A 25,750-nucleotide genomic window follows, 5' to 3' on the forward strand; every position below is an offset into this window, starting at 1 on the left:
TGACGGGAGGCTGATCGGGGCCTTGTTCTTGTGGTTGCCCGACAACATCCAGGTCGCGGCGGGAGAGGACGAACCGGCTCAGAACTCGGTATCCGGTCCCGACGGGCAAGGACCAGTACTGGAGCGGATGGAGATCAGCGGTCTCAGCATGACGTGCCGGGGAGAGGCGCCGGGCGAGTCCAGCCGCTCCAGCATCAGCTCGACGGCGACCTGGCTGATCTCATCGACCGGCTCGCCGGCTGCGGTGAGCGGCGGGCTCACCGTCTCCGCCCAGGGCCCGGCCGTCATGCCGACGACCGAGAAGTCACGCGGTACGACGCGGCCCGCACGGTTCAGCCCTCTGTACACGCCTCCCAGTGACGCCTCGTTCAGGGTTACCACCGCGGTGGTGGCCGGGTCCTCAAGGAGGATCCGCTCAAGGCACGCCTCGCCCTCGGCGTCGTCGTCCCCGCAGAAGTGCCCGCGTCCGGTGAGCCCCAGTTCCGCCACGCCCTGGTCGAACCCTTCGAGCCCACGGTGTGCGGACTCGTACCCGGCCCGGAAGAGCTCTTCCGACCGGTTGACGAAGGCGATCCTGCGGTGGCCCAGGTCGGCCAGGTGCCGCACACAGCCACGGCCGAGGGCCACCCAGTCCAGGTCCACCCACCAGGTCTTCTCCAGGCCGGACTGTCCGATGGTGACGAAGGGGAAGCCCAGCTCGATGAGGTGGGCGGCCCGGGTGTCCGCCAGCCGGATCTCCATCAGGATCAGGCCGTCCACGCGGTGTCCGGTCAGGATCCGCTGGAACGGCCGGTCGCCGATCTCGCTGCCGGTGATCAGCAGCACGTCGTAGTCGTACGCCTGGGCCGCCTCGGCCACTCGGCCGACGAAGTCCAGTTGCATGCCCGTGTAGCGACCGCCGGCCGGCGGGAAGACGAGTCCGAGGGCACGGGTCCGGCCGTTCGGCGGAGTCTCCCTGGTGGCGTCGGTGTTCACCGGAATCCTCCTGCGCTGCCCGTCGGCAGGAGCTGCTCGGCCCAGATGGTCTTGCCGCTGGTGGTCTGTCGGGTGCCCCAGCCCTGGGTCAGCTGGGAGACCAGGAGGAGGCCGCGGCCGCCCTCGTCGAAGGTGCGGGCGCGGCGCAGGTGGGGGGCGGCGCTGTTGCCGTCGGAGACCTCGCAGATCAGGGTGCGATCGCGGATCAGCCTCAGCTGGATGGGGGCCGCGCCGTATCGGATGGCGTTGGTGACCAGTTCGCTGACCACCAGCTCGGTGATGAAACCCGCTTCCTCCAGCCCCCAGGCCTTGAGCTGGCGGGAGGCCTGGAGCCGGGCGTCGGCGACGATCTCGGGGTCGGCGGGCAGACCCCAGGTGGCGACCTGGTCGGTGTGGAGGGCCCGGATGCGCGCGACGAGCAGGGCGACATCGTCGGTGGGGCGGGGGAAGCGAGAAGGGGATCCCCTCGGCCGAAGGTCGGAGGGGGAACGGGACGGGGGCTCACCGGGTCGGACGGTGGGGAAGGTCAGCAGTGCATCGATCAGGGTGTCGCAGGTGACCTCCAGCGAGGGGGACGGGGAGGCCAGGGCCTGGCACAGCCGGTCGAGGCCCGCGTCGATGTCGTGGTCGCGGGCCTCGATGAGGCCGTCGGTGTAGAGGGCGATCAGGCTGCCTTCGGGCAGTTCCAGCTCGGTGGCTTCGAAGGGCAGGCCGCCCACGCCCAGCGGAGGCCCCGGGGAGAGGTCGACGAGGGTGACCGTGCCGTCGGGGTAGAGGACGCCGGGCGGGGGGTGGCCGGCGCTGGCGAGGGTGCAGCGGCGCGACACGGGGTCGTAGACGGCGTACAGGCAGGTGGCGCTGATCCCGTCGGCGTCCTGCGCGTCGGAGGCGGTCGTGCCGTCGTCGTCGGAGGTGAGGTGGGTGACCAGGTCGTCGAGGTGGGTGAGGAGTTCGTCGGGCGGCAGGTCGACATCGGCGAGGGTCCGGACGGCCGTTCGGAGGCTCCCCATGGTGGCGGAGGCACGGACGCCGTGGCCGGCCACATCGCCGACGACCAGGGCGACCCGGGTTCCGGACAGCGGGATCACGTCGAACCAGTCGCCTCCCGCGCCGGCCTGGGTGTCGGCCGGCAGATAGCGGAAGGCGGCCTCGACAGCCGCCTGCCCGGGGAGCCGCCTCGGCAGCAGACTGCGCTGCAACGTGAGCGCGGCCGTGTACTCGCGGGTGTAGCGCCGTGCGTTGTCCACGCAGACCGCCGCCCTGCCGGCGAGTTCCTCGGCGAGGACCAGGTCGTCCGGCTGGAAGGGTTCCGGACGCAGTCGGCGCCAGAAGACAGCCACCCCGAGGGTGATCCCGCGGGCTCGCAGCGGCACCGCCATGCCCGAGTGGACGCCGGCGTGATGGACGTTGGCGTTCCTGACGTCGTCGCCCTCGATCCACCGGACGAAATCGGGATCCTCCAGTCCGCTCAGGAAGGAGCGGCCGACGGCGAGACAGCGGGCCGGCGGTGAGTACGGCGGGTAGGTGTCGACCGCGCCCAGGGCGACGGCGGCCTCGGGGACGCCTTCGACGGCGGACCGGTGCGCGACCCGGCGCAGTACGACGCCGGCGTCAATGGGCTCCGCGGTCGGTTCCTCGCCTTGGAGGACCGAGTCGAGCAGGTCCACGCTGACGAAGTCGGCGAGCCGTGGCACCACCAGCTCGGTCAGTTCCTGGGCGGTGCGCAGCACGTCCAGCGTGGTGCCGATGCGCGTGCCGGCCTCGTTCAGCAGAGCCAGCCGCTGCTGGGCCCAGTGCTGTGCGCTGTTGTCGAACGACGCGGTGCCGACGCCGTGCACCCGGCCCGAGGGGTCCTTGACCGGCCACATCTCGATGTTCCAGGCACGACCGCCGAACTGGCTGTCGTAACTCGTGGGTGTCCCGGTCTCGATCACCTGGCGCAGGTGCCGCACGAATCCCCGGGTGGCGACATTGTCGGAGACGGTGTCCCGGTACCGGCGTCCGCGCAGCTGGGCGGCTGTGGTTCCCGCCATCTCGCACGCGATGTCGTTGAGCCCCTGGTATCGCAGCTCGGTGTCGAACGTGGCCAGGGCGACCGAGGCCTGGGTGAACGACCGCTCCGGCATCTCTCGGTCGTCCCCGTCTCCGTTCCCGGCCGGGTTCGGTGCGAAGGCCAGGACGAACCCGGTGGCGTTACCCTCGCTGTCCAGCGACGGGCAGGCGCGCAGGCCGAGATCGAGTCGGCTGCCGTCCCGATGGCGGACGGCGACCGTCCCGCTCCAGGCCTCCGCCCCGGCCAGGGCTGCCCAGGCCGCGTCGGAGGGGTCCGCGGCGAGCAACTCGGTGATGACTCGCCCCACGACGTCCGTGGCGGGATGGCCCAGCAGTCGCTGTGCGCCGTCGCTCCAACTCGTCACGATGCCCTGTCGGCTCACCGTCGCCGTGTTCAGACCGGTCACGGGCTCGTGATCATGGGGCGACTCCAGAACAGCTTTGCCGCGATATGTCATCGTTGCTCACCTCGCAGCCGTCGAGTCGCGCTCCGTAAGCACCACCCACAATATCCGGCCAAAGCGCACCCGGCACCGATAAGCGGCGACCTGGACGATTACATCGTCCGACGCGGCGGCGGACTCGGCGAATTCTGGTGCGTACCGCGTCGCTCGACGGGCGCCGAGCAGGACCGGGGTGCTGAAGCGGCCCATGGCTGGAAATGAACTGCTCGGCAGTCTCCGGTACGCGAAGTCACCGCCCGCGAGGGCGGTGACTTCGCTCCGGGTGACCCGTTCGGCGGGGCGGTACACCCACCCCGCCCGGCGGCTTACGCGCACCTCGCGAGCGGGACAGGATCCGCCTCCCCGGGACGGGGCGAGTGCCCCATGCCCGCCCTGTCACCGGCCCACGGACCCCCGTACCTCGCACGGCGCGACGATGCGGACCAGTCTGTACGTGAATGGAGATAAATAAACCGGACATTCTCGTTGCGCAGGGAGCACCTCCATGTCTCTTCCTCCGTCCCCGGGGCCGGCCCCGGCCCCTACCCCCGCGCCGGGCCCCGTCCGGCCCGGTGACCGGGCACAGGTCGCGCTACGACCGGCCGAATCCGCCCGCGTCACCGGCGGTTTCTGGCACGAGCGCAGACGCGTCAACGCCGAAGTGAGCATCCCCGAGGGCCCGGCCCTGCTGGACTCCGCGGGCAATCTGCACAACCTCCGGCTGGCCGCCAGGACGGCGACCGGTGAGTACCGGGGCGAGCTGCCCTTCCTCGACACCGATGTGACCAAGTGGCTGGAGGCCGCCTGCTGGCAGCTGGCGGAGACGGACTGGAAGGAGGACTTCGCGCAGGCCGAGGACGTGGACCGGATCATCCGCCTGCTGGCCGACGCCCAGCAGGACGACGGCTACCTGCAGAGCTACTACCAGGTGGTCAGGCCCGGACTTCGCTTCGTCGAGCTGCGCTGGGGCCACGAGCTGTACTGCGCGGGCCACCTGATCCAGGCCGCCGTCGCCCACCACCGGGCCACCGGACGCGAGGATCTGCTCACGGTCGCCCGCCGCTTCGCCGACCACATCGACGACACCTTCGGCCCGGGCAGGCCCGTCGACGGCATCTGCGGGCACGCCGAGATCGAGACCGCCCTCGTGGAGCTGTACCGGGAGACCGGCGAACGCCGCTATCTCGACCTGGCCGGCTACTTCATCGACCGGCACGGCCACGGCCTGCTCAACGAGGGCGATGCGCACGGTGTCGCCCCGGGCCCCGCCTACTGCCAGGACCATGTCCCGGTGCGCGAGGCCGAGACCGTGACCGGTCACGCCGTACGCCAGCTCTATCTGCTGGCCGGTGCCACCGACGTGGCCGCCGAGACCGGCGAGCCGGAACTGCGTGCCGCGATGGAGCGGCTGTGGGAGGCGATGACCACCACCAAGACCCATCTCACCGGCGGCCTCGGAGCCCACCACGCGTGGGAGGACTTCGGCGACCCGTACGAGCTCCCCAACGAGCGCGCGTACTGCGAGACCTGCTCGGCCATCGCCTCGGTCCAGTGGAGCTGGCGCATGGCCCTGCTCACCGGCGAGGCCCGCTACTCGGACCTGATCGAGCGGACGCTCTTCAACGGATTCCTGGCCGGGGTCTCCCTGGACGGGCTGCGCTGGCTGTACGTCAACCCGCTCCAGGTGCGCGACGGTTACGAGTACCACGGCGGGGACAACGGATCGCGCCGCGCCCTGTGGTTCACGTGCGCCTGCTGCCCGCCCAATGTCATGCGGCTGCTCGCGAGCCTGCCCCACTACCTGGCCAGCACCGACACGGACGGCCTGCAACTGCACCAGTACGCCACCGGCTCGTACGGCGGGCTCACCGACGGCGGCCGGGTCGCGGTCGGGGTGGACACCGACTACCCGTGGCAGGGCCGGATCGCGGTGACCGTGGACGAGGCGGGCCCCGGGGAGTGGACCCTGTCGCTGCGGGTACCGCAGTGGTGCGAGCAGTACACGCTGGAGATCGGCGCCACGCCCGCCGAGCAGGTGCCGGAGGACGGCTGGCTGCGGATCCGCCGCACCTGGCGGCCCGGCGACACGGTCGTCCTGAACCTCGGGATGGAGCCGCGGCTCACCCGAGCCGACCCCAGGGTCGACGCGGTCCGGGACTGCGTGGCCGTCGAACGCGGCCCGCTCGTCCACTGCCTGGAGCAGGTGGACCAGCCCGGCGCCCCCGGCCTGGACGACATCGTGCTCGACCCCACCACGGGACTGACCGTCAAGCACCGCCCCGACCTGCTGGGCGGGGTCACCACCGTGGTCGGCTCCGGCCGGCTGCGGGCCCGGCCCGCCGGACAGGGCTGGTGGCCGTACCGCACAACCCGCGACACCGGGCGGGACGGGGCGGACACCCCCGCCGACACCCCTGTCGAGCTGACCGCCATCCCCTACTACGCCTGGGCCAACCGCGAGAACGGCGGCATGCGCGTTTGGCTGCCCACGAGCTGAATCCGCCCCCATCCCCTGAGGACAGGTAGTCATGAGAACCAGAACAACGGCAGCGAGTGCGCTGCTGATGTCCGTGGCACTGCTCGCCACCGCATGCGGTGGCTCGGGCTCGAACACGTCGGGTTCAGGCTCGGGAACCATCACCCTGTGGGCCCGCGACAGCCAGAAGGGCTTCATCAACATCCTCGCGGACGCCTGGAACAAGGACCATGACACGAAGGTGAAGGCGACCGTCGTCCCCGTCGCCAACTTCGTCCAGAAATTCGGCACCGCGGCCGCGGGCGGCTCCGGACCCGACGTCGCCTCCATCGACCTGGTGTATCTGCCGTACTTCGCGTCCACCGGAGTGCTGGACGACATCACGGATCTGGCGAACAAGCTGCCGTACAAGGACGGCCTGAGCGCGGCCCACCGCAAGCTCGCCACGTACAACGGCCGTACCTACGCGCTGCCGTTCACCGCCGAGGCGTCCGTCCTCTTCTACAACAAGGACCTGTTCAGGAAGGCCGGTCTGGACCCGGACAAGCCCCCGGCGAACTACGCGGAGATCATCTCGGCCGCGAAGAAGATCCGCGCGCTGGGCAAGGACATCCACGGGTACGCCATCGCCGGGCAGTGCGGAGGCTGCGAGATCTTCGAGTTCACGCCGCACATCTGGGCCAGCGGCGGCGATGTGCTCTCCGCCGACGGCAAGAAGGCCCTGTTCGACACGCCTGAGGTCACCGATGCCCTCACCTTCTACCGGAAGCTGTACACCGACGGCTCGATGCCGACGCAGTCCAAGACCGACACCGGAACCAACCAGCCCGCCGCGTTCCAGAGCGGCAAGCTGGGCATGACCCCGCTCGGCGCCTTCTTCGTGCAGGTCCTCAAGAAGGACAAGAAGGTCGACTTCGGCGTCGCGCCGCTGCCCGGCAGGAACGGCGGCTCGGCCTCCTTCGCGGGCGGTGACGAGATCGCCGTCACCAAGAACGCGAAGAACAAGGCGCAGGCACACGAGTTCGTCAGGTGGGCGACCGGCGAGCAGGCCCAGACGATCCTCGCGGAGAACAGCATCGTCCCGGTACGCACCGATCTGATCGACAAGATCTACACCCCGCTCGATCCCCGGTACAAGGTGCTGGCCGCGGCGATGGAGAAGGGCCGCACGCCGTACAGCACGGTCGAGAACGCGCTGTTCAACGACAACAACGGGCCCTGGGTCAACATGATCAACCGGGCCGTCTTCGACGGCGACATCGCCAAGGCGCAGCAGGAAGGGCAGAAGGCCGCCCAGTCCATCATCGACGACGCGTCATGAGCGCCCCTCACCGGCGGACCCTGTCCCGGGCCGGACGGCGCCGACTGGCCGGAATCGCGATGACCTCGCCGGCCCTGGCGATGATCACGCTCTTCTTCTTCGTCCCGCTCGTCATGATGCTGTGGATGTCGCTCCACGACTGGCCGCTGCTGGGCGAGCACCACTTCACAGGTCTGAAGAACTATCGCGAGGCCCTGCACGACACCGAGTTCCGCACCGCCGTGATCTTCACGGTCAAGTACACCCTCATCACCACGCCGGTGCTGTTCGTCCTCGGCCTCGCCATGGCCCTGCTGGTCCGTCACAAGCGCCGTGGCGCCCGCTTCTTCCAAGCCGTGTACTTCCTGCCGGTCGTGGTCGGTCTCGCCTCGGCAGCCTTCCTGTGGCTGTTCATGTTCCAGTCCGACATCGGCCCGGCCGGGGACCTCGCCGACCACCTCGGCCTCGGCAGCCGCACTACCAACTGGTTCGCCGGATCGACGTCCGCGATGCTCGTGGTCATCGGCATGGTGACCTGGAAGATCGTCGGCCTGCAGATGCTTCTGCTGTTGACCGGACTCCGGTCGATCCCCACCGACGCGGAGGAGGCCGCCAGAATCGACGGCGCGAGCCGCCTGCAGACCTTCCGCTACGTCATCCTCCCGCTGCTGCGCCCCACGCTGGCCCTGGTCCTGGTCTTCTCCGTCGCCGGTTCGCTGCTCGCCTTCGACCAGTTCTACGTCATGACCGGTGGCGGCCCGTCGAACTCGACGATCACCGCGGTGTACGAGATCTACCGCGCGTCCTTCATCAAGTTCCAGCTCGGATACGGCTCAGCCCTTTCCGCCCTGCTCATGATCGTGCTCGCCGCGGTCAGCGCGATACAGATGCTGCTGCTGCGTTCGTCCGACCACTGAGGACCCGACCACTGAGGACCCGACCACTGAGGACCCCAACCGTGAGCACTCGCACCGCGAGGACCCGAGACCCGGGGACACGTCCGGTGGAGACGGACTCCAGGAACCTGGTGACCGCCATCCGCCAGTCGCTGCCGCGCGCCGCCTGGTGGGCCGTCTGCGTCTGCCTGGCCGTGCTGTTCCTCTACCCGTTGTACGTGATGCTCTCGCAGAGCCTCAAGGCACCGGGCGAGGCCGCCGCCGCGCCGCCCACCCTCTATCCGCACGAGCTGTCCCTGAACAACTTCCGGGCCCTGGACGGTGACACGGGGATCGACATCGTGGCCGGCGCGGGCAACAGTCTGCTGGTCTCCCTGGGGGCCACACTGGCGACGGTGGTCCTCAGCACCGTCGCGGGCTACGGGTTCGCGCGACTGCGCTTCCCCGGCAGCGACATCCTCTTCTTCGCCACCCTCGCCACCTTCATGATCCCCTTCCAGGCGGTCATCACCCCGCTCTACCTGCTCCTCAACAACCTCGGCCTGCAGAACTCGCTGCTCGGACTGGCCGCCGTCTACACCACCTTCCAGCTCCCCTTCGGGCTGTTCCTGATGCGCAACTCCTTCGCGGCCGTCCCCCGCAGTCTCGAAGAAGCCGCGCTCATCGACGGGTGCGGCATCCTGAAGGCGATGGTCCGGGTCGTCCTGCCGGTCGCCGTACCGGGCTTGATCACCACCGCCCTGCTCACCTTCTTCGCCTGTTGGAACGAGTTCTTCGCAGCGCTGATCCTCATCTCCGACCAGGAGAAGTTCACCCTCCCGGTCAGCCTCAGCGTCCTCGCCAGCGGCAACCTCGGAAGCGTCGACTGGGGGGTACTCCAGGCCGGCGTCGCGGTGACCATCGTGCCCTGCGTCGTCATCTACCTGCTGCTGCAGAAGTACTACGTCGGCGGACTCCTCAGTGGCGCGGTGAAGTAGGACGCCGTGCTTCTGGCAGGCGGGCAGCAGGGACGTGACGGCGGCCCGGTGGTCGTAGACGGAGACGCCGAACAGGCGGATCTTCCCCTCCTGCTTCAGCTCGGGGACCGTCTCCAGCCAGTCGTCCCGGTCGACCCGGTCGTCGCTCCGGACAGGGAACTTCGGCACGTCGAAGTGGTCCGGGCCGCTGACGCGCAGGCTGGTTTGCAGGCTGTCGCGGATGTGCGCGCCGGGGAAGGCCTCGGCGGGGTCCAGGCCGTCGGAGACGGGCCGGATGTCGTTCTTGGGCGGCACTTTGGTGGCCACGTACACCTCGTCGCCCGCCTGCGCCCGCCTGCGCCCGCCTGCGCCCGCCTGCGCCCGCCTGCGCCCGCCTGGGCCCGGTCGCGGACGGCGCTGCCGACGACGCGCTCGCTCTCGCCTTAGCCACGGGCGGTGTCGATGACGTTCACGCCCAGGTCGACGGCGCAGTTGAGGGCCCGCACGGACTCGTCCTCCGTGCCGCCGAGCCGGCCGGACTCACCGATGTCTCAGGCTCCGTGGCCTGTCTCGGACACGGACAGGCCGCTTCGGCCCGGTTCGCGGTGGCGCATGATCTTCCTCCGGATCCCGCAGGCGATGAGGCAAGGCGGGCCGGAGGCCCCGGTGAACTCGGCGTTACGTATTCGTTGCGACCGACCGTTGACCGTGCCCTACTTTATCGTTAACTTTAGCCGCGATGTGAGCCAGTTCACCGCGAACACCCAACCCCTGAGGGAGGCGTTGTGCCCGACCGCGTGACGATCGCGCAGGTGGCCGAAGAGGCGGGCGTCTCCGCGATGACCGTGTCGAACGTGCTCAACGGCAAGCCGGGAGCGTCCGACGACACCCGCCGGCGCGTCATGGAGGTCGTCGACCGCCTCGGCTACGTGCCGAACGTGTCCGCCCGGGGTCTCAAGGGCGGCCGGACCGGGCTGGTCGGGGTGCTGACCCTCGACCTCACGATCCAGTACGGCCTGGAGATCGTGCGGGGGATCGCCGACGAACTGGCCAGCGTCGAGTTCGAGGCACTGATCAACGCCAGCTACCACGACAGCTCACGCGAACGGGAGCGGATCGAGTTCCTGAGCCGGGGTCTCGTCGACGGACTGCTGATGATCGCGCCGGTGCTGGAGGACCAGACGATCGCGCTGCTGCGCAAGCGCAAGATCCCGACCGTCATCATCGACCCGCGCCGCATCGACGTAGACCTGCCGAGGGTCACCGTCGACAACTACCAGGGCACACGCGGCGCGGCCCAGCACCTCATCGAGCTGGGGCACCGGCGGATCGCCTACATCGGGGGCAACCTCGACCTGGAGAGCTCCACCGTCCGGTACGAGGGCTTCCGCGACGGGATGCGGCTCGCGGGCCTCCCCGTGGACGAGGACATGGTCGCGTACTGCGACTTCAGCTATGTCTCCGGCTTCCGTACCGCGTCCCGCATTCTTGAGGACCACCGGCCGACCGCGATCATGACGGGCGCCGACCTCATCGCCTTCGGGGCGGTCGACGCCGCCCGCAAGCAGGGTCTGAGAGTCCCCGACCAGCTGTCGGTCGTCGGCTTCGACGACCTTCCCCAGGCGGCACAGTCGTATCCCGGAGTCACCACCGTCCGCCAGCCGCTGCACGACATGGGGCAGACCGCGGTCCGCGCGCTCATGTCGATCATCGACGGCAACACCCCCGTGATGGAGCACATGCACATGCCGACCTCACTCATCGTCCGTGGCACCACCGCACCACCCGAGCGTGGCTGATGTACGTGGTCTCGTACTTCACGGATGCCGACGAGGCGCTCCATCTGGCGGTCAGTCACGGCGGCCAGGAGTTCAGCCCCGTCAACGAAGGGCGCCCCCTGCTGCGGGGAACGGTCGGCACGGGCAGGCTCCGTGACCCCTTCATAGGCATCGGACCCGACGGGCTGTTCCATCTGCTGGCGACCGACGGCTGGACCAGTCCCAGCATCGTCCACGCGACCTCCGCCGACCTGCTGACCTGGTCGGAGCAGGAGCTGCTGCCGGTCATGGCCGGGATCGACGGCGCGCACAACGCCTGGGCCCCGGAGTTCTTCCTGGACCCGGCGACCGGGGTGTATCACCTCATCTGGTCGTCGGTGGTCGAGGGCGCCGGCAGTACGGCCGAGGGACGTGACTTCGCCAACGTCGGTCAGGACCACCGGATCTGGCACTGCACGACCAGCGACTTCGTCGACTACTCGCCGGCCGAGCTGTTCTTCGACCCGGGATACTCGGTGATCGACGCGACCGTCACCCACCACGACGGCCGGTTCGTGATGGCCTTCAAGGACGAGCGGGGGACCAACGACCCGTCCACGGACCACAAGTACATCCTGGTCACCACGTTCTCGCGGCCGGGCGCGGACTTCACCCGGCCGACCGGACCGGTCAGCCCGGCGCCCGTGGAAGGGCCCGCGTTCTTCCGCCGGGGCGAGGAGTGGGTGCTGCTCTTCGACCACTACCTGGAGGGCCGGTACGGCGCCGCGTCCAGCCCGGACGGGGTGCGGTGGACGCGTTCGGAGATCTCCCTGCCGAAGGGCATGCGGCACGCCTCCGTGCTGACCGTGCCGGGTAAGCACGCGGCGGCGCTCGACGGAGCGGGCGTATGAACCGCCCCCGCACAGCCGCTCCGCACGGCCCCGGGAACCGATTAGCCACGACGAGCCACCGCAGTTCCACCCGCGTCGCCTGACCGTGTAGCAGCCGGTCCGGCACCGCGCGCCGCGTCACCCCGCCGCCGCCCGAGGACATCGGAGCCGGCCGGCCCCGCCGCCAACTCCGCCTCATCAGGCGGCTCCCGGCACCCGAGTCACCTCTGCCTGAGCGCCCCCACAGCCTGTGCGCCCATCGACATCCCCACACAGGGCGATCGGCCATGCCGTCATGCGTGACGCCGACCGCAGTCTCTGCCCGTGGTTCCACCAACAGGTCCTATCAAAGGAGTTAGGCACCATGCAGCACTCACAGGCTTTCAGCAGGCGCTCGGTGCTCAAGAGCGTGGGTCTCGTGGCCGGAGCGGCCGCCCTCAGCGCCTGTTCGGGCACCGGGTCCTCGTCCACCTCCGCCGCCGTCAAGTCGCCCAAGAAGGGCACCCTGACGATCATGAGCGCCCAGGGCGAGATCACCTCCGCCGAGATCGCCGCCTTCGAGAAGGCGTACCCGGGGCTGAAGATCAAGCTGATCCTCACCGACCCGACCCGCCTGAACGCCATGCTGGCCGCCGGCGACCCGCCGGACCTGGTGCGCGACGCCGGAACGGACGTCACGCCGTACATCGCGAGCCGGGGCATCGCCCTGGACCTGGACGAGTACTTCGCCAAGAGCAGCGTCCTGAAGACCGCCGACATCCTGCCCATCAACAACTGCTGGCGGTGGGACGGCAAGACCCAGGGCAAGGGCGCCCGCTACGGCATCGCCAAGGACTGGTCGCAGGACGCGATGTGGTGGTACAACTCGGACCTTTGGTCGGCCGCCGGGCTGACCGCGCCGGACCCGACGAAGCCGATCACCTACGACGAGCTGTTCGAGGCATCCAAGAAGCTCACCAAGTCGGCACACGGCAAGACCAGCGTGTACGGGCTGTACACCACGACACCCGGCATGGACCAGATCGCCGCGATGGTGGCGACGGCCGGCGGCCGGATCATGTCCGAGGACCTGGGCACCGCGGACTTCACCTCCCCCGAGGCCATCAGAGCCCTGACCTGGCTGGTCGACGTCGCGAAGGCGAAGGTCGGCTACTCGGCGGTCAACCCCAGCCCGGACTGGGACGGCCCCGAGTACCTCGCGGGCAAGCAGGCGACCGCGGGCCAGGGCTACTGGTTCAACGGCTTCGTCGCGAGCACCGCCCCCGCCTACCAGTCCAAGACCGTCTTCGCGGCGGCCCCGATGCTGGGCAGCAAGCGGGTCAGCCCCTCCTTCGGCGCCGTGGGCTACTGGATCCCGGCCAAGTCGAAGAACCCGGGTGCCGCCTTCGAGTTCATGGAGTGGTACTGCGGCGGTGCCGGCGCCGCCAAGCGGATCGCCGCCGGAAACGGCCTGCCCTCGATGAAGCCGATGCTGTCCCTGGTGCCGCAGAAGACCGAGTTCCAGAAGGCCTCCTTCAAGGTCCAGACCGCCGAACTGCCCTATGTGTCCGTCATCCCGGTCGCCACCCCCTACGCCCTGACCACCGCGCTGAACACCACCCTGGCCAAGGACTTCACGGCCGCCGTGGGCGGCGGCAAGTCGGTGGCGGCCCTGGCCGACCTGCTGACCAAGGACGTCAACGCCGTGCTGGCGAACGGCAAGAAACTCGCAGGAAAGTAGGCACGGTCATGCGACTGCAACGCGTCGGGACCGCCGGGCCGGCCAAGAGGCGCCGGTACGGCAGCAGCAAAGGCGAGGCGCTGGCGTTCTACGGCTTCCTCTCACCGTGGATCATCGGCACCGCGGCGCTGACCCTGTTCCCGGTGGGCTACGCCCTGTACCTCAGCTTCACCGCATGGGACGGCGTCTCCGTCTTCAAACCATGGGTGGGCCTGGCCAACTACCGCGAGGTGCTCACCTCGTCGGACACCTTGTCGTCGCTGTCCAAGACCCTGCTCCTGGTCGCGATCATCGTCCCGACGACGATCGTCGGAAGCCTGGTCCTGGCCGTACTGCTCAACGAACGCGTCCGCGGGCGCACGTTCTTCCGGACGCTGATCTACATTCCGGCGATCGTGCCCCCGGTCGCGAGCGCGCTCATCTGGAAGGTGGTCTTCGACCAGAACTCCGGAGCCGCGAACCGGGTGGGGGCGATGTTCGGGGTCGACGCGGTGAACTGGCTCACCGGCAACCGGGCCTTCGTCGTCCTGGTCGTCGTCCTGCTGTGGGGTGTCGGCGCCGGCATCATCATCAACCTGGCGGCCCTGCAGACCGTGCCGATGGAGCAGCTGGAGGCCGTGAAACTGGACGGCGGCAACGCCCTCACCGCCTTCCGGCACGTCACGCTCCCGGTGATCTCCCCGGTCCTGCTGTTCCAGACCGTCCTGGTCACCATCACCACCTTGCAGACCTTCGTCCCGGCCCTGCTGCTCTCCCCGATCAGCACCGGCGGCGGCGACGTCTACACCAACATCCCGAACGCCAACCGGGTCTACATGGTCGACGTCTACTCGCAGTTCTTCGCGTACTCGAGGTACGGCTACGGCTCGGCGATGCTCACCGTGTTCTTCCTGGTCATCGTCGTCCTGACGGTACTGATCTTCAAACTCGTCGGACGCAGCGTGTTCTACGCCGTCGATCCCACCGCGTCCGGGAAGGGCTGATCCGCCATGGCACTCGACGAGAAAACCCGGGTCCCGGTGGCCCGGCGGACGCCCGCGCACGGTACGGCGCGCCCGGCCTGGCACCAGCGCCGGCCCAAGCACCCGGTGATCTTCACCGTCCTGCTGGTCGTCTCCGTCCTGATGGTCCTGCCCTTCGCGGAACTGGTCATCAGCTCGCTGCGTTCCACCAACGCGGTCAACGAGGACACCTGGCTGCCCTCGGCGTTCGAGTGGAGCAACTACAAGAAGGTCGTCACCCTCATCCCGTTCTGGCGGTTCGCCCGCAACTCGGTGGTCCTGTCGGCGCTGTTCGCGCTGCTCACCACCCTCAGTTCCGCGGTCGTCGGCTACGGCTTCGCCCGGCTGCGCGCCCCCGGCAAGAACCTGCTGTTCGGCCTGCTCATCTCGACGATGATGGTGCCGCAGATCGTCACCCTGATCCCCACCTACCTGCTGTTCGCCAACTTCGGCCTGGTGGGCACCTATTGGCCCTGGGTGCTGTGGGGCACGGCCGGAGCGCCGTACGCGATCTTCCTGTACCGGCAGTTCTTCTCCAGCTTCCCCAAGGAACTGGAGGAGGCGGCGGTCATCGACGGCGCGGGCCGGATCCGGATCTTCGTGCAGATCTTCCTGCCGTTGTCGCGCCCGCTGCTGGTGACGGCGTTCGTGCTGGCCTTCAACACGGTCTGGGGCGACTTCATCGCACCGAACCTGCTGCTCGACCAGGACAACACCACGCTGGCCGTCGGCGTCGGCAACGGCTACGTCATCAACCAGGGCTTCCCGCTGCCGAACCTGATCGCGGGCGGGGCGCTGCTCTACGTGGTGCCCGTCGTCATCCTCTTCCTGGCCGCCCAGCGCAGCTACGTGCGCGGCTTCGCCAACTCCGGACTGAAGGGCTGAGCGCGTGTACCGCGACCCGATCCTCGACGGGGCCGCCGACCCCACCGTCATCTGGAACCGGCAGGCCGGCGAATGGTGGCTGATCTACACCAACCGCCGGGCCACCGCGCCCGGTCCGGGCGTGGCCTGGGTGCACGGCACCGACCTCGGGGTGGCCGCGTCCTCGGACGGCGGCCGGACCTGGACGTACCGGGGGACGCTCACGGGGCTGGACTTCGAGTGGGGCCGCAACACCTTCTGGGCGCCCGAGGTCATCTGGCACGACGGGCTCTACCACATGTACGTCAGCTACATCCGGGGCGTGCCGGACGCCTGGACGGGGGCCGCCCGGATCATCCACTACACCAGCGCGGACCTGCTCGACTGGACCTTCGTCGGGCCGCTCGACCTGGGTTCCGACCGGGTGATCGACGTGTGTGTGTACCCGCTGCCGGACGGCCGTGGGTTCCGTATGTGGTTCAAGGACGAGCGCCACGGTTCGTATACGTACACGGCCGACAGCACCAACCTCTTCGACTGGGAACCGGCCGGCCCCGCCGTCACCCACCGTCCGCACGAGGGCCCCAACGTCTTCGAACTGGGCGGCCACTACTGGATGATCGTCGACGAGTGGCGCGGCCAGGGCGTCCTGCGCTCGGCCGACCTGCGGAACTGGGAGCGCCAAGGGCTGATCCTCGACACCCCAGGCACCCGCCCCGACGACGGCACGATCGGCCTGCACGCCGATGTGGTCGTCCAGGGGGACACCGGCTACGTCTTCTACTTCACCCACCCCGACCGCGGACCCGCCGGAGACGACGGCACGTACCCGAGCCGTCGGTCGTCGGTCCAGGTCGCCGCGGTACGGGTCGTCGACGGAGAGCTGCGCTGCGACCGCGACGAGCCGGTGGAGCCGGACCTCACCGCTCCCTGAACCGCCCTCTGAGCGACCGCCCTCCGAAGTGACCGCTCTCCGAGTGCCCCATCCATTCACGTTCACGTTCAAAGAGGAACGCAATGCGAAGATGGCCACGCCGCCTTGTCGCGGTCGCGGGAACCGTGACAGCCGTTCTGGGCGCCATGATCCTGCCCGCCGCGCAGGCCCACGCGGCGACGACCTGCACCACGTACTACGTCTCGTCCGCCAGCGGCAGCGACAGCAACGACGGCTGCACCACCAGCACCCCGTGGAAGACGCTCACCAACGTCAACGCCACCACCTTCACCGCAGGCAACCAGATCCTCTTCCAGGACGGCGGCTCCTGGACCGGCGAACTCCAGCCGCAGGGGTCCGGCACCAGCGGCACCCCGATCGTGATCTCCACCTACGGCTCCGGCGCCGCGCCCATCATCAACGGCGCGGGCGCCGCCGCGACGGTCTATCTGCACAACCAGCACGACTGGACCGTCCAGAACCTGGAGATCACCGACACCGCGGCGACCGCGGACCTGCGCAGCGGCATCCAGCTCCAGAACGACACCACCGGCATCCTGCACGGGATCCACCTCCTCAACAACAACATCCACAACGTGAAGGGCTACTGGGCCGACGGCACCCAGCCCAGCACGTCGTCCGGTATCGCGTTCAACCTGACCGACGACAACACCACGAGCGGCTGGGACGACGTCCTGATCCAGGGCAACACGCTCACCTCGGACGACGCCGGAGGCATCTACCTCGGCTCACTCGTCGGTCTGAACCACGACGTCTCGTCGACCAACGTCGTCATCCAGAACAACACGCTCACCGACATGGGCGGCAACGACATCGTCTGTGTGTTCTGCGCCTCGCCGGTCGTCCAGTACAACGTCGCGACGAACAACGGCTACCGCTACTCCGGCGCCGGCCTGTGGACCGCGTGGTCGACCAACGGCCAGTGGCAGTACAACGAGGTGGCCCGCCAGTGGCGTTCCCTCGTCGACGGCCAGGCGTTCGACATCGACAACCACTCCAGCGGCACCGTCATCCAGTACAACTACAGCCACGACAACCCGTTCGGCTTCCAGGAGTACTGCTGCTCCAGCGGCTTCGCGGCCAAGGCCTCGGTCGTGCGCTACAACATCAGCCAGAACGACGGCGCTTCGAACGCGGTCTTCCCCCTGCTCAGCGGCGTCGACACCGGAAGCACGGCCCAGGTCTACAACAACACGGTCTACCTCGGCCCCGGTGACAACGGGAAGATCACCGACGGCACTCCCAACGGGACCCTGACCTTCTCGAACAACATCATCTACAACCTGGGCACCGGCGGTTACTCGACCACCGGCACCACCTGGACCCACAACCTCTTCTACGGCAACCATCCCAGCACCGAGCCGTCGGACTCGGCCAAGGTGACGACCGACCCGCTGTTCGTGACCCCGGGCGGCGCGGGCTCCGGCCTCACCTCGGCGGCCGCCTACAAGCTGCAGACCGGCTCCCCGGCCCTCGGCGCGGGCGTACTGGTCTCCGGCAACGGCGGCCTGGACTACTTCGGCAACACGGTTTCTTCTACGGCCGCACCGAACATCGGCGCCTACAACGGAGCCGGTGCGGCAGCACCCACCGCCACCTCCGGCGCGTACTGGCCCCTCGACGAGGTCACCGGGACCAGCTCCCGGGACGCCACCGGCGACGCCAACACCGCCACCCTGCAGTCCGGGGCCTCCTGGACCACCGGCAAGGTCGGCACAGGCGCGGTCAGTCTGACCGGTGCGAGCAACAGCTACGTCGACGTACCCACCACCGCGATCGACACCGGCGCGAGCTATTCGGTCTCGGCCTGGGTCAAGCTCAACAGCCTCTCCGGCAATCAGACGATCGCCAGTATCGACGGCAGCTCGATCAGCCCCTTCTACCTCCAACTCACCGGCGGCACCTTCGCGTTCACCACGCGGAGCAGCGACTCCACCGGCTCGACCGCGACCCAGGTGACGGGCATGACCCCGGTCACCGGCACCTGGTACCACCTGACCGGCGTCTACGACAACAGCGCCCACACCATCGCGCTGTACGTCAACGGAACCCTCCAGGGCACGACCGCCTTCTCCTCACCCTGGAAGGCCACCGGCCACACGGTGATCGGCCGCGCCAAGTGGAACGGCAACGCCGTCGACTTCACCAACGGCACCATCGACGACGTACGCATGATTCCCAGAGCCCTCAGCTCGCGAGAGGCCTACGCCCTGGGAACCGGCGCGGTCGGCTACTACCAACTGGACGAGGGGACGGGCAAGACCGTCACCAATCTCCTCGGCAACACGGCCGACGGCTGGCTCGCGGGCGACACCGCGTGGGCCGGCAGCGGCAGGATCGGCGGCAACTCCCTGAGCCTGGACGGCACGACCGGAACGTCGGCGTACGTTCCCGCCTCGGTGATCAACACCGGCCAGAGCTACGCGGTCGGGGCCTGGGTCAAGCTCAACAGCCTCACCGGCACGCAGACCTTCGCCGGCCTCTTCGGCAACAAGGTCAGCCCCTTCTATCTGCAACTGGCCGGCGGGAAGCTCACCTTCACCGTCCGCAGCGCCGACTCGACGAGCTCGACGGGCACGTCCGTCGCGGGCCTCGCCCCCTCCACCGGCACCTGGTACCACGTGCTCGGCATGTACGACAGCGCCGCCCAGACGATCTCCCTGTACGTCAACGGCACGCTCCAGGGCAGCACTTCGTTCACCACGCCCTGGACGGCGGCGGGCGCGACGCTGATCGGCAGCGCCGAATGGAACGGCGGCCCGGTCGACTTCACCAACGGCCAGATCGACGACGTGCACTTCTACAACCGGGTCCTGACGTCGACCGAGATCACGACGCTCGCCACCGGCTGACAGCCCCTCCTGTGCGGCCGGTGCGGGTCAGCCCGCTCTCCAACAGCTCCCGCACCGGCTTTTCCCATCCCTGCACGATCGGAAAAGGAGCACCATGCGAAGTTGGTCCCGAAGAATCGTTGTGGCAGCAGCCGCCGCGATAGGCGTCCTGGGTGTCCTGGTGGCACCCGCCACGACCGCGTCCGCGGCGACGACCTGCACCACGTACTACGTCTCGTCCGCCAGCGGCAGCGACAGCAACGACGGCTGCACCACCAGCACCCCGTGGAAGACGCTCACCAACGTCAACGCCACCACCTTCACCGCAGGCAACCAGATCCTCTTCCAGGACGGCGGCTCCTGGACCGGTGAACTCCACCCCCTGGGATCAGGCGCCAGCGGCAACCAGATCGTGGTGTCGAACTACGGCTCCGGTGCCGCACCGATCATCGGCGGCGGGGGCGCCGACGCGGCGGTCTACCTCGACAGCCAGCAGTACTGGACGATCCAGAACCTGGAAATCACCAACACGACCACGACCGCGGCGGTCCGCAGCGGCATCCAGCTCCAGAACGACACCAGCGGGATCCTGCACGGGATCCACATCCTCAACAACAACATCCATGACGTGAAAGGCACTTGGGGAGCCGGGCCGCAGCCCAGCACGTCATCGGGTATCGCGTTCAACCTGAACGACAACAACAGCACCAACGGCTGGGACGACGTGCTGCTCCAGGGCAACACCCTCACCAAGGTCGACGCCGGTGGCATCTACCTCGGTTCTCTCAACGGCACCGGGCACTCCATCCTGACGTCCAACGTCGTGATCCAGAACAACACGCTGACCGACATGGGCGGCAACGACGTCGTCTGCGTGTACTGCGACAACCCGCTCGTCCAGAACAACGTGGCGACCAACAGCGGCTACCGCTTCTCCGGCGCCGGATTCTGGATGGCGCTGAACAACAACGGCATCTGGCAGAACAACGAGATCTCCCGCCAGTGGCGCGCCCTCTGGGACGGTGAGGCGTTCGACATCGATCACGACAACACCGGCACGATCATCCAGTACAACTACACCCACGACAATCCGTTCGGGTTCCAGGAGTACTGCTGCAGCTCCACCTTCGGCGCCAAGAACTCGATCGTCCGCTACAACATCAGCCAGAACGACGGCTCGATCAGCTCGGTGCTGCCGACGCTGGAGGGCGTCGTCACGACCGGCACCGCACAGGTCTACAACAACACCATCTACCTCGGCCCCGGTGACAACGGCGGGGTCAACGCGGGCACAACGGCGGCGAACAACATCGTCTTCTCCAACAACCTCATCTACAACGCGGGATCCGGGGGCAGTTACTCCTCCTCGGGCACCTGGACCCACAACCTCTTCTACGGCACCCACGACAGCACCGAGCCGACCGACGCCAGCAAGGTGACGACCGACCCGAGGCTCGTCGCCCCCGGCGGAGCGAGCTCGGGCCTCAGCTCGGCGGCGGCCTACAAACTCCAGCCCGGCTCACCCGCCATCGGCGCGGGCGTACTGGTGTCGGGCAACGGCGGCCTGGACTACTTCGGCAACACGGTCTCTTCTACGGCCGCACCGAACATCGGCGCGTACAACGGCAGCGGCGTGACGCCGACGGCGAGTTACGGCGCACGCTGGAACCTCGACGAGGGCACCGGCACCACCGCCGCCGACACCACCAACGATCACAACACGGGCACGCTGCAGTCCGGGGCCTCCTGGACCACCGGCAAGGTCGGCACAGGCGCGGTCAGCCTGACCGGCGCGAGCAACAGCTACGTCGACGTACCCACCACCGCGATCGACACCGGCGCGAGCTATTCGGTCTCGGCCTGGGTCAAGCTCAACAGCCTCTCCGGCAACCAGACGATCGCCAGTATCGACGGCAGTTCCATCAGCCCCTTCTACCTCCAACTCACCGGCGGTACCTTCGCGTTCACCACGCGAAGCAGCGACTCGACCGGCTCGACCGCGACCCAGGTCACCGGTGGCACTCCGGTCACCGGCACCTGGTACCACCTGACCGGCGTCTACGACAACAGCGCCCACACCATCGCGCTGTACGTCAACGGAACCCTCCAGGGCACGACCGCCTTCTCCTCACCCTGGAAGGCCACCGGCCACACGGTGATCGGCCGCGCCAAGTGGAACGGCAACGCAGTCGACTTCACCAACGGCACCATCGACGACGTACGGATGTTCAGCAAGGCGCTCAACCGCCAGGAGGCCGTGGCCCTGGCGACCGCCGCCACCGCCGACTACGAATTCGACGAGGGCACCGGCTCCAACACCTCGGACTTCATGGGGAACAGCGCGTGGGGCGGCCTCAACCCGGCCGCCGCGTGGGCCGGCAGCGGCAAGGTCGGCGGTAACGCGGTGAGCCTGGACGGCACCGCGGGTACCGAGGTGAACATCCCGGTGGTGCCCGTGGACACCAGCGCGAGCTACTCGGTCGCGGCCTGGGTGAAGCTGAACAGCCTCAGCGGCAACCAGACCTTCGTCAGCGTCGACGGCGGCCTCATCAGCCCCTTCTACCTGCAACTGACGGGCGGCAAGTTCGCCTTCGCCGAGCGCGGGGCCGACTCGACGACCTCGACCCTGACCTCCGTCACCGGCCTCGCGCCCTCCACCGGCACCTGGTACCACGTGGTCGGCGTGTACAACAGCAGCGCGTCGACGATCTCGCTCTACGTCAACGGCACCCTCCAGGCGAGCACGGCGTTCTCCTCCGCGTGGAAGGCGGTCGGCCCGACGCAGATCGGCAGCGCCTGGTGGAACGACTACCAGGTCGACTTCACCAACGGCCAGATCGACGACGTCCACTTCTACAACCGGGCCCTGAACACCACCGAGATCAACCAGCTCGCCGCCGGCTGACGGTACGAGCAGGTGGCGGAGTCCGGCCCGCTCTCCCGGGCCGGACTCCGCCACCACCACCCACGGCGCCCGGGAGGAGCCAGGAATGACCACGTCGACCCGCCAGGCCCGCAAGACCGCAACCGCCGCACGACCGAAGACCACGGCCCGCCTCAGGACCACGGCCCGCCCGCCCCGCCGTGTGCTGCCGTGGTGGCTGCTCGGGGCCGTCGCCCTGGCTGTCGCAGCCGCGATCACCGGCGTCTCCCTCCTCGCCGGCGGCGGAGCCCGACGGCAGGCGACCGCTCCCGCCCCCTCCCCCTCACCCACCGCGGTGATCGCCACGATCGACGAACAGACCATCCCCGTACGCGAGTTCGCGCTCTACCTCGCGCAGGAACGCTCCGCCACCTTCACCCACTTCCAGGACAAGTTCGGCGCCCAGGACGGTCCCCACTTCTGGACGACGTCCTACGGCGGCAGCACCCCCACCGACTACATCAAGAAGCAGGCCCTCGCCGACGTCACCCGCACCACCGTCCAGCAGCAACTGGCCCACCACTACGGCCTTCTCGCGGACACGAGCTACGCGGCCTTCCTCCTCAACTGGGCCAAGGAGAACCAGCGTCGGCAGCAGGCCGTCGCCGCGCACCAGGTGATCTACGGGCCCGTGCAATATACCGAGGCGAACTACTTCGACTACGTCCTCAGCAACCTGACGTTCGACCTGGAGAAGAAGCTGGCGGACGCGCACGTCCTCACCACGGACGACAAGGCACTGCGCGCCTACTACACGGCGCACAAGAACGACTTCCGACAGGCGAAGAAGTCCGGCGCCGTGAGCCTGACCTCACCCAACGGCAGCACGCCGATCACCACCCCGCCCTTCGCACAGGTACGCAAGCAGGTGAAACAGGCCTACCTCGACGACCGCTACACGGCGAAGGTGACACAGCTCGTCCGATCGGCCCGGGTCACCGTGGCACACGGCACTTTCCAAGCGGTCACCGTGAACTAGGTGTATTGATCACGAGGACCCCCCCAGCCGGCGAACGTGCCGTCCGTCGGCTTGAAGGCGAAGTCCTTGGTGATAAGGGATCCGACGTGGCTCGAAGGCGTCGAGATCCCTTGCAGGGCAGCGGAAGGGGCTGGTAATCCTCGTTAGCACTCTCACTGCGAGAGTGCTGACGAAGTGGCTTTGTGTCGCAGTGCATCAGGCCATCCCGCGCCGCGACGAGGTGCCCGGACGGGGGTCGGCTGTGTTGGGTGTCCTGCGGATTCGCGACTACCGGCTGGTGGCGGCGGGTCAGCTGCTGTCCAGCCTCGGGGACTGGCTGCTGCTGGTCGCCGCCCGTTCTTCGTGCTCCGCCTGACCGGATCGACGCTGGCCACGGGAGTGGCTCTCGCCGCCGGGACCGTGCCCGCGCTCCTGATCGGACCGGTGGCAGGAGTGTTCGCCGACCGGTGGGACCGGCGCCGCACCATGGTGATATCCGACCTGCTGCGGGCCGGTGCGGTCGCCCTGATGCTCCTGGTCCACCGCCCCGACCAGGTCTGGCTCGTCTACGTCGCCCTGGTCGCCGAGGCAGGCTTCGGCCAGTTCTTCGCACCCGCCCGCAAGGCCCTCATCCCGGCTCTGGTCGGACGCGGCGCACAGCTGGACGCCGCCAACTCCTTCGCCGCGCTGGTCTCCGGCACCGTCCAACTGGTCGGCGGACCCATCGGCGGCGCTCTCTACGCCGCGGTGGGCTTCGCCCCGGTGGTGGCCATCGACGCGGCCGGCTACCTCGCCTCAGCAATCCTGATCACCAGGGTCGGTCATCACCCCGCATCCACCACGGAACCCCGCCTCGCCGGCACCCCGCCCCTGCGACGGTTCGCAGGGGAACTGCGGGCGGGGGTCGCCCACGTCCGCTCAACTCCCGGACTGCCGGCCTTGTTCACCGTGGCCGCGGTGTTCTTCGTCGGCAACGCCGCACTGACCGCGCTGCTCGTGCCGTACATCGGTACCGTCCTGCACGCGGCCGCCGGAACCCTTGGCGTGCTGTTCGCCGCGCTGGGGGTCGGTTATCTGGCCGGAGCCCCGCTCAGCCGTTGCGTCGCGGCCCGCTTCACCACCCGCACGATCGCGATCGGCAGCCTGGCCGCCCTGGGTGCGGTGTTCGCCGCCACGTTCAACATCCACGACATCTCCTGGGACCTGGCGCTGTTCACCCTCATCGGCCCGCCGGGAGTCTGCTTCCTGGTCACCGTCGACACATTTCTCGCCCGCAGTACCCCCGATCACCTCCTTGGCCGCGTCAGCTCGGCCTACGGCATGGTGGGGGCCGCCGCCACTCTGATCGGCATGCTCGCCGGTGCCGCCCTCGGCCAGCAGATCGGCATCGGCACCACCATGAACCTGGCCGCGACCGCCGTCGCGGCGTCAGCAGCCGCCGCGTTCCTGATCCCACGCGGCAATAGCCCGGCCGGCATCAGCACCAACGCTCCCGCCCCCGAACCGGCCACATCGCACACAGGCACCGACAGTCATCCCGAACATCGCGATTCCCCCGACAACTCAGCCCTATAGTCGATCCGTTCGTAAACCCGCGACTACTTGAGAGATCTCTGCCCGGTGATGGAGTCGGCGTGGGGCGCGGGTCCCTGCTCCACGCCGGCACTGGACGGTTCCAGGCGATGACCACGGGTCGGCACATCAGGACGCCGACGACCCCGTGTGGTCCGCCCCGCCGGGCAGCGAAAGGGACGCGCCGTGTCGTCGGCGACCTATCGCACCCTGCTTCGCACCCCCGATGCCGCAGCCTTCTTCCTCACCGCCACCATCGGCCGCATCGGCATCGCCATGACCAGCCTCGGCATCGTCTGGCTGGTGCATGGCAGAACCGGCTCCTACGCCGTGGCCGGCCTGGTGACCGGCAGTTTCGCCGTCGCCGAAGCACTGGTCGGACCGCAACTCGCCCGATTGATCGACCACTTCGGCCAGACGCGCGTGCTGCCACCCGCCCTCCGGCGCATGCTGCTCGGATGTGTACTCAAGTCGCTGACCATCACCGTGCCGAAGCGCTGGGGTGACAGGACACCGATCATGGAGAGGCTCGTCCCGGAGTGGGTGGTCTGATCGGTCCTCGGGTACTTCCTTTGCACACATGGATGGTGCCGGCCGGCACCATCCATGTGTCGTCGCTGTGCGCCAAGCGCCGCCCCAGCTGCTGGTAGAACTTCGCCATGTCACCCGCCTCGGCTTGGTGCCGGAGCGACAATCCGGCGCCGAAGCCGTCTTGACGCTGCGGATGATCCGCAGAAGGAGCGGCTTGGCCCGGCCAGGACTTGCCGGCAAGCGGCGGGTGATTCAACTTCGCTGACATCGCAGCGGTGATGTCATCTCAGGGACAGGGACAGGGACAGGGACAGGGACAGGGACAGGGACAGGGACAGGGATCCCGGACACCTGAGGACCATGGTGGTCGTCCGTGGATTTCCGGGCGTGTTGCGGTCCCGACCGCTCGCCTCTGCCAAGCCCCGGCAGGGGAGACGGTCCACACCGGCTCTGAACGACGGTGGGCGGCGGGGGCGGCCGGGTTCAGGCGGCGGACGGCTGTGCGGGCAGTACGTGGTCGCCGATCTTGTCGGTGCTCAGGCACAGGGAGCAGACGTGCGCGTCGTGGGTCCGGCAGGCGGCCAGGTCGGGGCGCTCGTAGGGCTGGTGGCAGACGTGGCAGTCGAGGGTGACCGCGCTCGGGTTGCCGT

18 protein-coding genes are annotated in these 25,750 nt (G+C 68.7%); 16 read left to right on the forward strand and 2 right to left on the reverse strand.

The window, feature by feature from the left end; translation table 11 throughout:
• Positions 1-78: 78 nt before the first annotated feature.
• Complete coding sequence (locus SPR02S_RS56655; RefSeq protein WP_019060913.1) at positions 79-975, reverse strand: LacI family DNA-binding transcriptional regulator; 897 nt, start codon at positions 973-975, stop codon at positions 79-81.
• Positions 972-3,434: an ATP-binding SpoIIE family protein phosphatase gene (locus tag SPR02S_RS30965; RefSeq protein WP_019060914.1), complete on the reverse strand. Its 2,463-nt coding sequence runs from the start codon at positions 3,432-3,434 to the stop codon at positions 972-974. The genes SPR02S_RS56655 and SPR02S_RS30965 overlap by 4 nt, the downstream gene beginning before the upstream one ends.
• A 541-nt stretch (positions 3,435-3,975) precedes the next feature.
• On the opposite strand from SPR02S_RS30965, the gene SPR02S_RS30975 reads away from it, so the two are divergent.
• The 16 genes from SPR02S_RS30975 to SPR02S_RS31060 all read left to right on the forward strand — a co-directional run bounded on the left by SPR02S_RS30975 (position 3,976) and on the right by SPR02S_RS31060 (position 25,121).
• Positions 3,976-5,967 carry a glycoside hydrolase family 127 protein gene (locus SPR02S_RS30975; protein WP_026151007.1) on the forward strand — a complete coding sequence of 664 codons (1,992 nt, stop codon included), beginning with the start codon at positions 3,976-3,978 and terminating at the stop codon, positions 5,965-5,967.
• A 31-nt stretch (positions 5,968-5,998) separates the two neighbouring features.
• Positions 5,999-7,267 carry an ABC transporter substrate-binding protein gene (locus SPR02S_RS30980; RefSeq protein ID WP_043258595.1) on the forward strand — a complete coding sequence of 423 codons (1,269 nt, stop codon included), beginning with the start codon at positions 5,999-6,001 and terminating at the stop codon, positions 7,265-7,267.
• On the forward strand, positions 7,264-8,163 hold the full coding sequence (locus SPR02S_RS30985; protein ID WP_026151009.1) for a carbohydrate ABC transporter permease: 900 nt from the start codon (positions 7,264-7,266) through the stop codon (positions 8,161-8,163). The genes SPR02S_RS30980 and SPR02S_RS30985 overlap by 4 nt, the downstream gene beginning before the upstream one ends.
• 41 nt (positions 8,164-8,204) lie before the next feature.
• Positions 8,205-9,119, forward strand: coding sequence for a carbohydrate ABC transporter permease (locus SPR02S_RS64040; RefSeq protein ID WP_169389437.1), 915 nt, complete (start codon positions 8,205-8,207; stop codon positions 9,117-9,119).
• A gap of 764 nt (positions 9,120-9,883) precedes the next feature.
• The gene (locus SPR02S_RS31005; RefSeq protein WP_019060922.1) at positions 9,884-10,897 is read left to right on the forward strand and encodes a LacI family DNA-binding transcriptional regulator; all 1,014 of its coding nucleotides are present in this window, start codon (positions 9,884-9,886) and stop codon (positions 10,895-10,897) included.
• Positions 10,897-11,766 (forward strand): glycoside hydrolase family 43 protein, encoded by an 870-nt coding sequence (locus tag SPR02S_RS31010; RefSeq protein WP_019060923.1) that lies wholly within the window; start codon positions 10,897-10,899, stop codon positions 11,764-11,766. The genes SPR02S_RS31005 and SPR02S_RS31010 overlap by 1 nt, the downstream gene beginning before the upstream one ends.
• Before the next feature lie 343 nt (positions 11,767-12,109).
• Positions 12,110-13,465: an extracellular solute-binding protein gene (locus SPR02S_RS31015; RefSeq protein WP_019060924.1), complete on the forward strand. Its 1,356-nt coding sequence runs from the start codon at positions 12,110-12,112 to the stop codon at positions 13,463-13,465.
• 8 nt (positions 13,466-13,473) lie between these two features.
• Positions 13,474-14,448 (forward strand): carbohydrate ABC transporter permease, encoded by a 975-nt coding sequence (locus tag SPR02S_RS31020; protein ID WP_019060925.1) that lies wholly within the window; start codon positions 13,474-13,476, stop codon positions 14,446-14,448.
• A gap of 6 nt (positions 14,449-14,454) precedes the next feature.
• Positions 14,455-15,351 carry a carbohydrate ABC transporter permease gene (locus tag SPR02S_RS31025; RefSeq protein WP_019060926.1) on the forward strand — a complete coding sequence of 299 codons (897 nt, stop codon included), beginning with the start codon at positions 14,455-14,457 and terminating at the stop codon, positions 15,349-15,351.
• A 4-nt stretch (positions 15,352-15,355) separates the two neighbouring features.
• Entirely contained in the window at positions 15,356-16,264 is a 909-nt protein-coding gene (locus tag SPR02S_RS31030; RefSeq protein WP_019060927.1) for a glycoside hydrolase family protein, read from the forward strand.
• Between the two features lie 125 nt (positions 16,265-16,389).
• Positions 16,390-19,137 carry a LamG-like jellyroll fold domain-containing protein gene (locus SPR02S_RS59080; protein WP_245607642.1) on the forward strand — a complete coding sequence of 916 codons (2,748 nt, stop codon included), beginning with the start codon at positions 16,390-16,392 and terminating at the stop codon, positions 19,135-19,137.
• A 94-nt stretch (positions 19,138-19,231) separates the two neighbouring features.
• Positions 19,232-22,021, forward strand: a complete 2,790-nt coding sequence (locus tag SPR02S_RS59085) for a LamG domain-containing protein (RefSeq protein WP_245607643.1) — start codon at positions 19,232-19,234, stop codon at positions 22,019-22,021.
• An 85-nt stretch (positions 22,022-22,106) separates the two neighbouring features.
• The gene (locus tag SPR02S_RS59090; RefSeq protein ID WP_019060930.1) at positions 22,107-23,018 is read left to right on the forward strand and encodes a hypothetical protein; all 912 of its coding nucleotides are present in this window, start codon (positions 22,107-22,109) and stop codon (positions 23,016-23,018) included.
• 190 nt (positions 23,019-23,208) lie between these two features.
• A complete protein-coding gene (locus tag SPR02S_RS64535; protein ID WP_019060931.1) occupies positions 23,209-23,373 on the forward strand; it encodes a hypothetical protein in 165 nt (54 codons plus the stop codon).
• Positions 23,361-24,572, forward strand: a complete 1,212-nt coding sequence (locus SPR02S_RS31055) for an MFS transporter (protein ID WP_019060932.1) — start codon at positions 23,361-23,363, stop codon at positions 24,570-24,572. The genes SPR02S_RS64535 and SPR02S_RS31055 overlap by 13 nt, the downstream gene beginning before the upstream one ends.
• A 183-nt stretch (positions 24,573-24,755) precedes the next feature.
• Positions 24,756-25,121, forward strand: coding sequence for a hypothetical protein (locus SPR02S_RS31060; RefSeq protein WP_019060933.1), 366 nt, complete (start codon positions 24,756-24,758; stop codon positions 25,119-25,121).
• Positions 25,122-25,750 lie beyond the last annotated feature (629 nt).

The sequence above is a fragment of the Streptomyces prunicolor NBRC 13075 genome, assembly GCF_000367365.1.
GTDB lineage: Bacteria > Actinomycetota > Actinomycetes > Streptomycetales > Streptomycetaceae > Streptomyces > Streptomyces prunicolor.

Coding starts and splice junctions, on each gene's coding strand:
- SPR02S_RS31025 (WP_019060926.1), top strand. CDS start 14,455: ATGGCACTCGACGAGAAAACCCGGGTCCCGGTGGCCCGGCGGACGCCC.
- SPR02S_RS30975 (WP_026151007.1), top strand. CDS start 3,976: ATGTCTCTTCCTCCGTCCCCGGGGCCGGCCCCGGCCCCTACCCCCGCG.
- SPR02S_RS30985 (WP_026151009.1), top strand. CDS start 7,264: ATGAGCGCCCCTCACCGGCGGACCCTGTCCCGGGCCGGACGGCGCCGA.
- SPR02S_RS30980 (WP_043258595.1), top strand. CDS start 5,999: ATGAGAACCAGAACAACGGCAGCGAGTGCGCTGCTGATGTCCGTGGCA.
- SPR02S_RS59085 (WP_245607643.1), top strand. CDS start 19,232: ATGCGAAGTTGGTCCCGAAGAATCGTTGTGGCAGCAGCCGCCGCGATA.
- SPR02S_RS59090 (WP_019060930.1), top strand. CDS start 22,107: ATGACCACGTCGACCCGCCAGGCCCGCAAGACCGCAACCGCCGCACGA.
- SPR02S_RS31010 (WP_019060923.1), top strand. CDS start 10,897: ATGTACGTGGTCTCGTACTTCACGGATGCCGACGAGGCGCTCCATCTG.
- SPR02S_RS31020 (WP_019060925.1), top strand. CDS start 13,474: ATGCGACTGCAACGCGTCGGGACCGCCGGGCCGGCCAAGAGGCGCCGG.
- SPR02S_RS31015 (WP_019060924.1), top strand. CDS start 12,110: ATGCAGCACTCACAGGCTTTCAGCAGGCGCTCGGTGCTCAAGAGCGTG.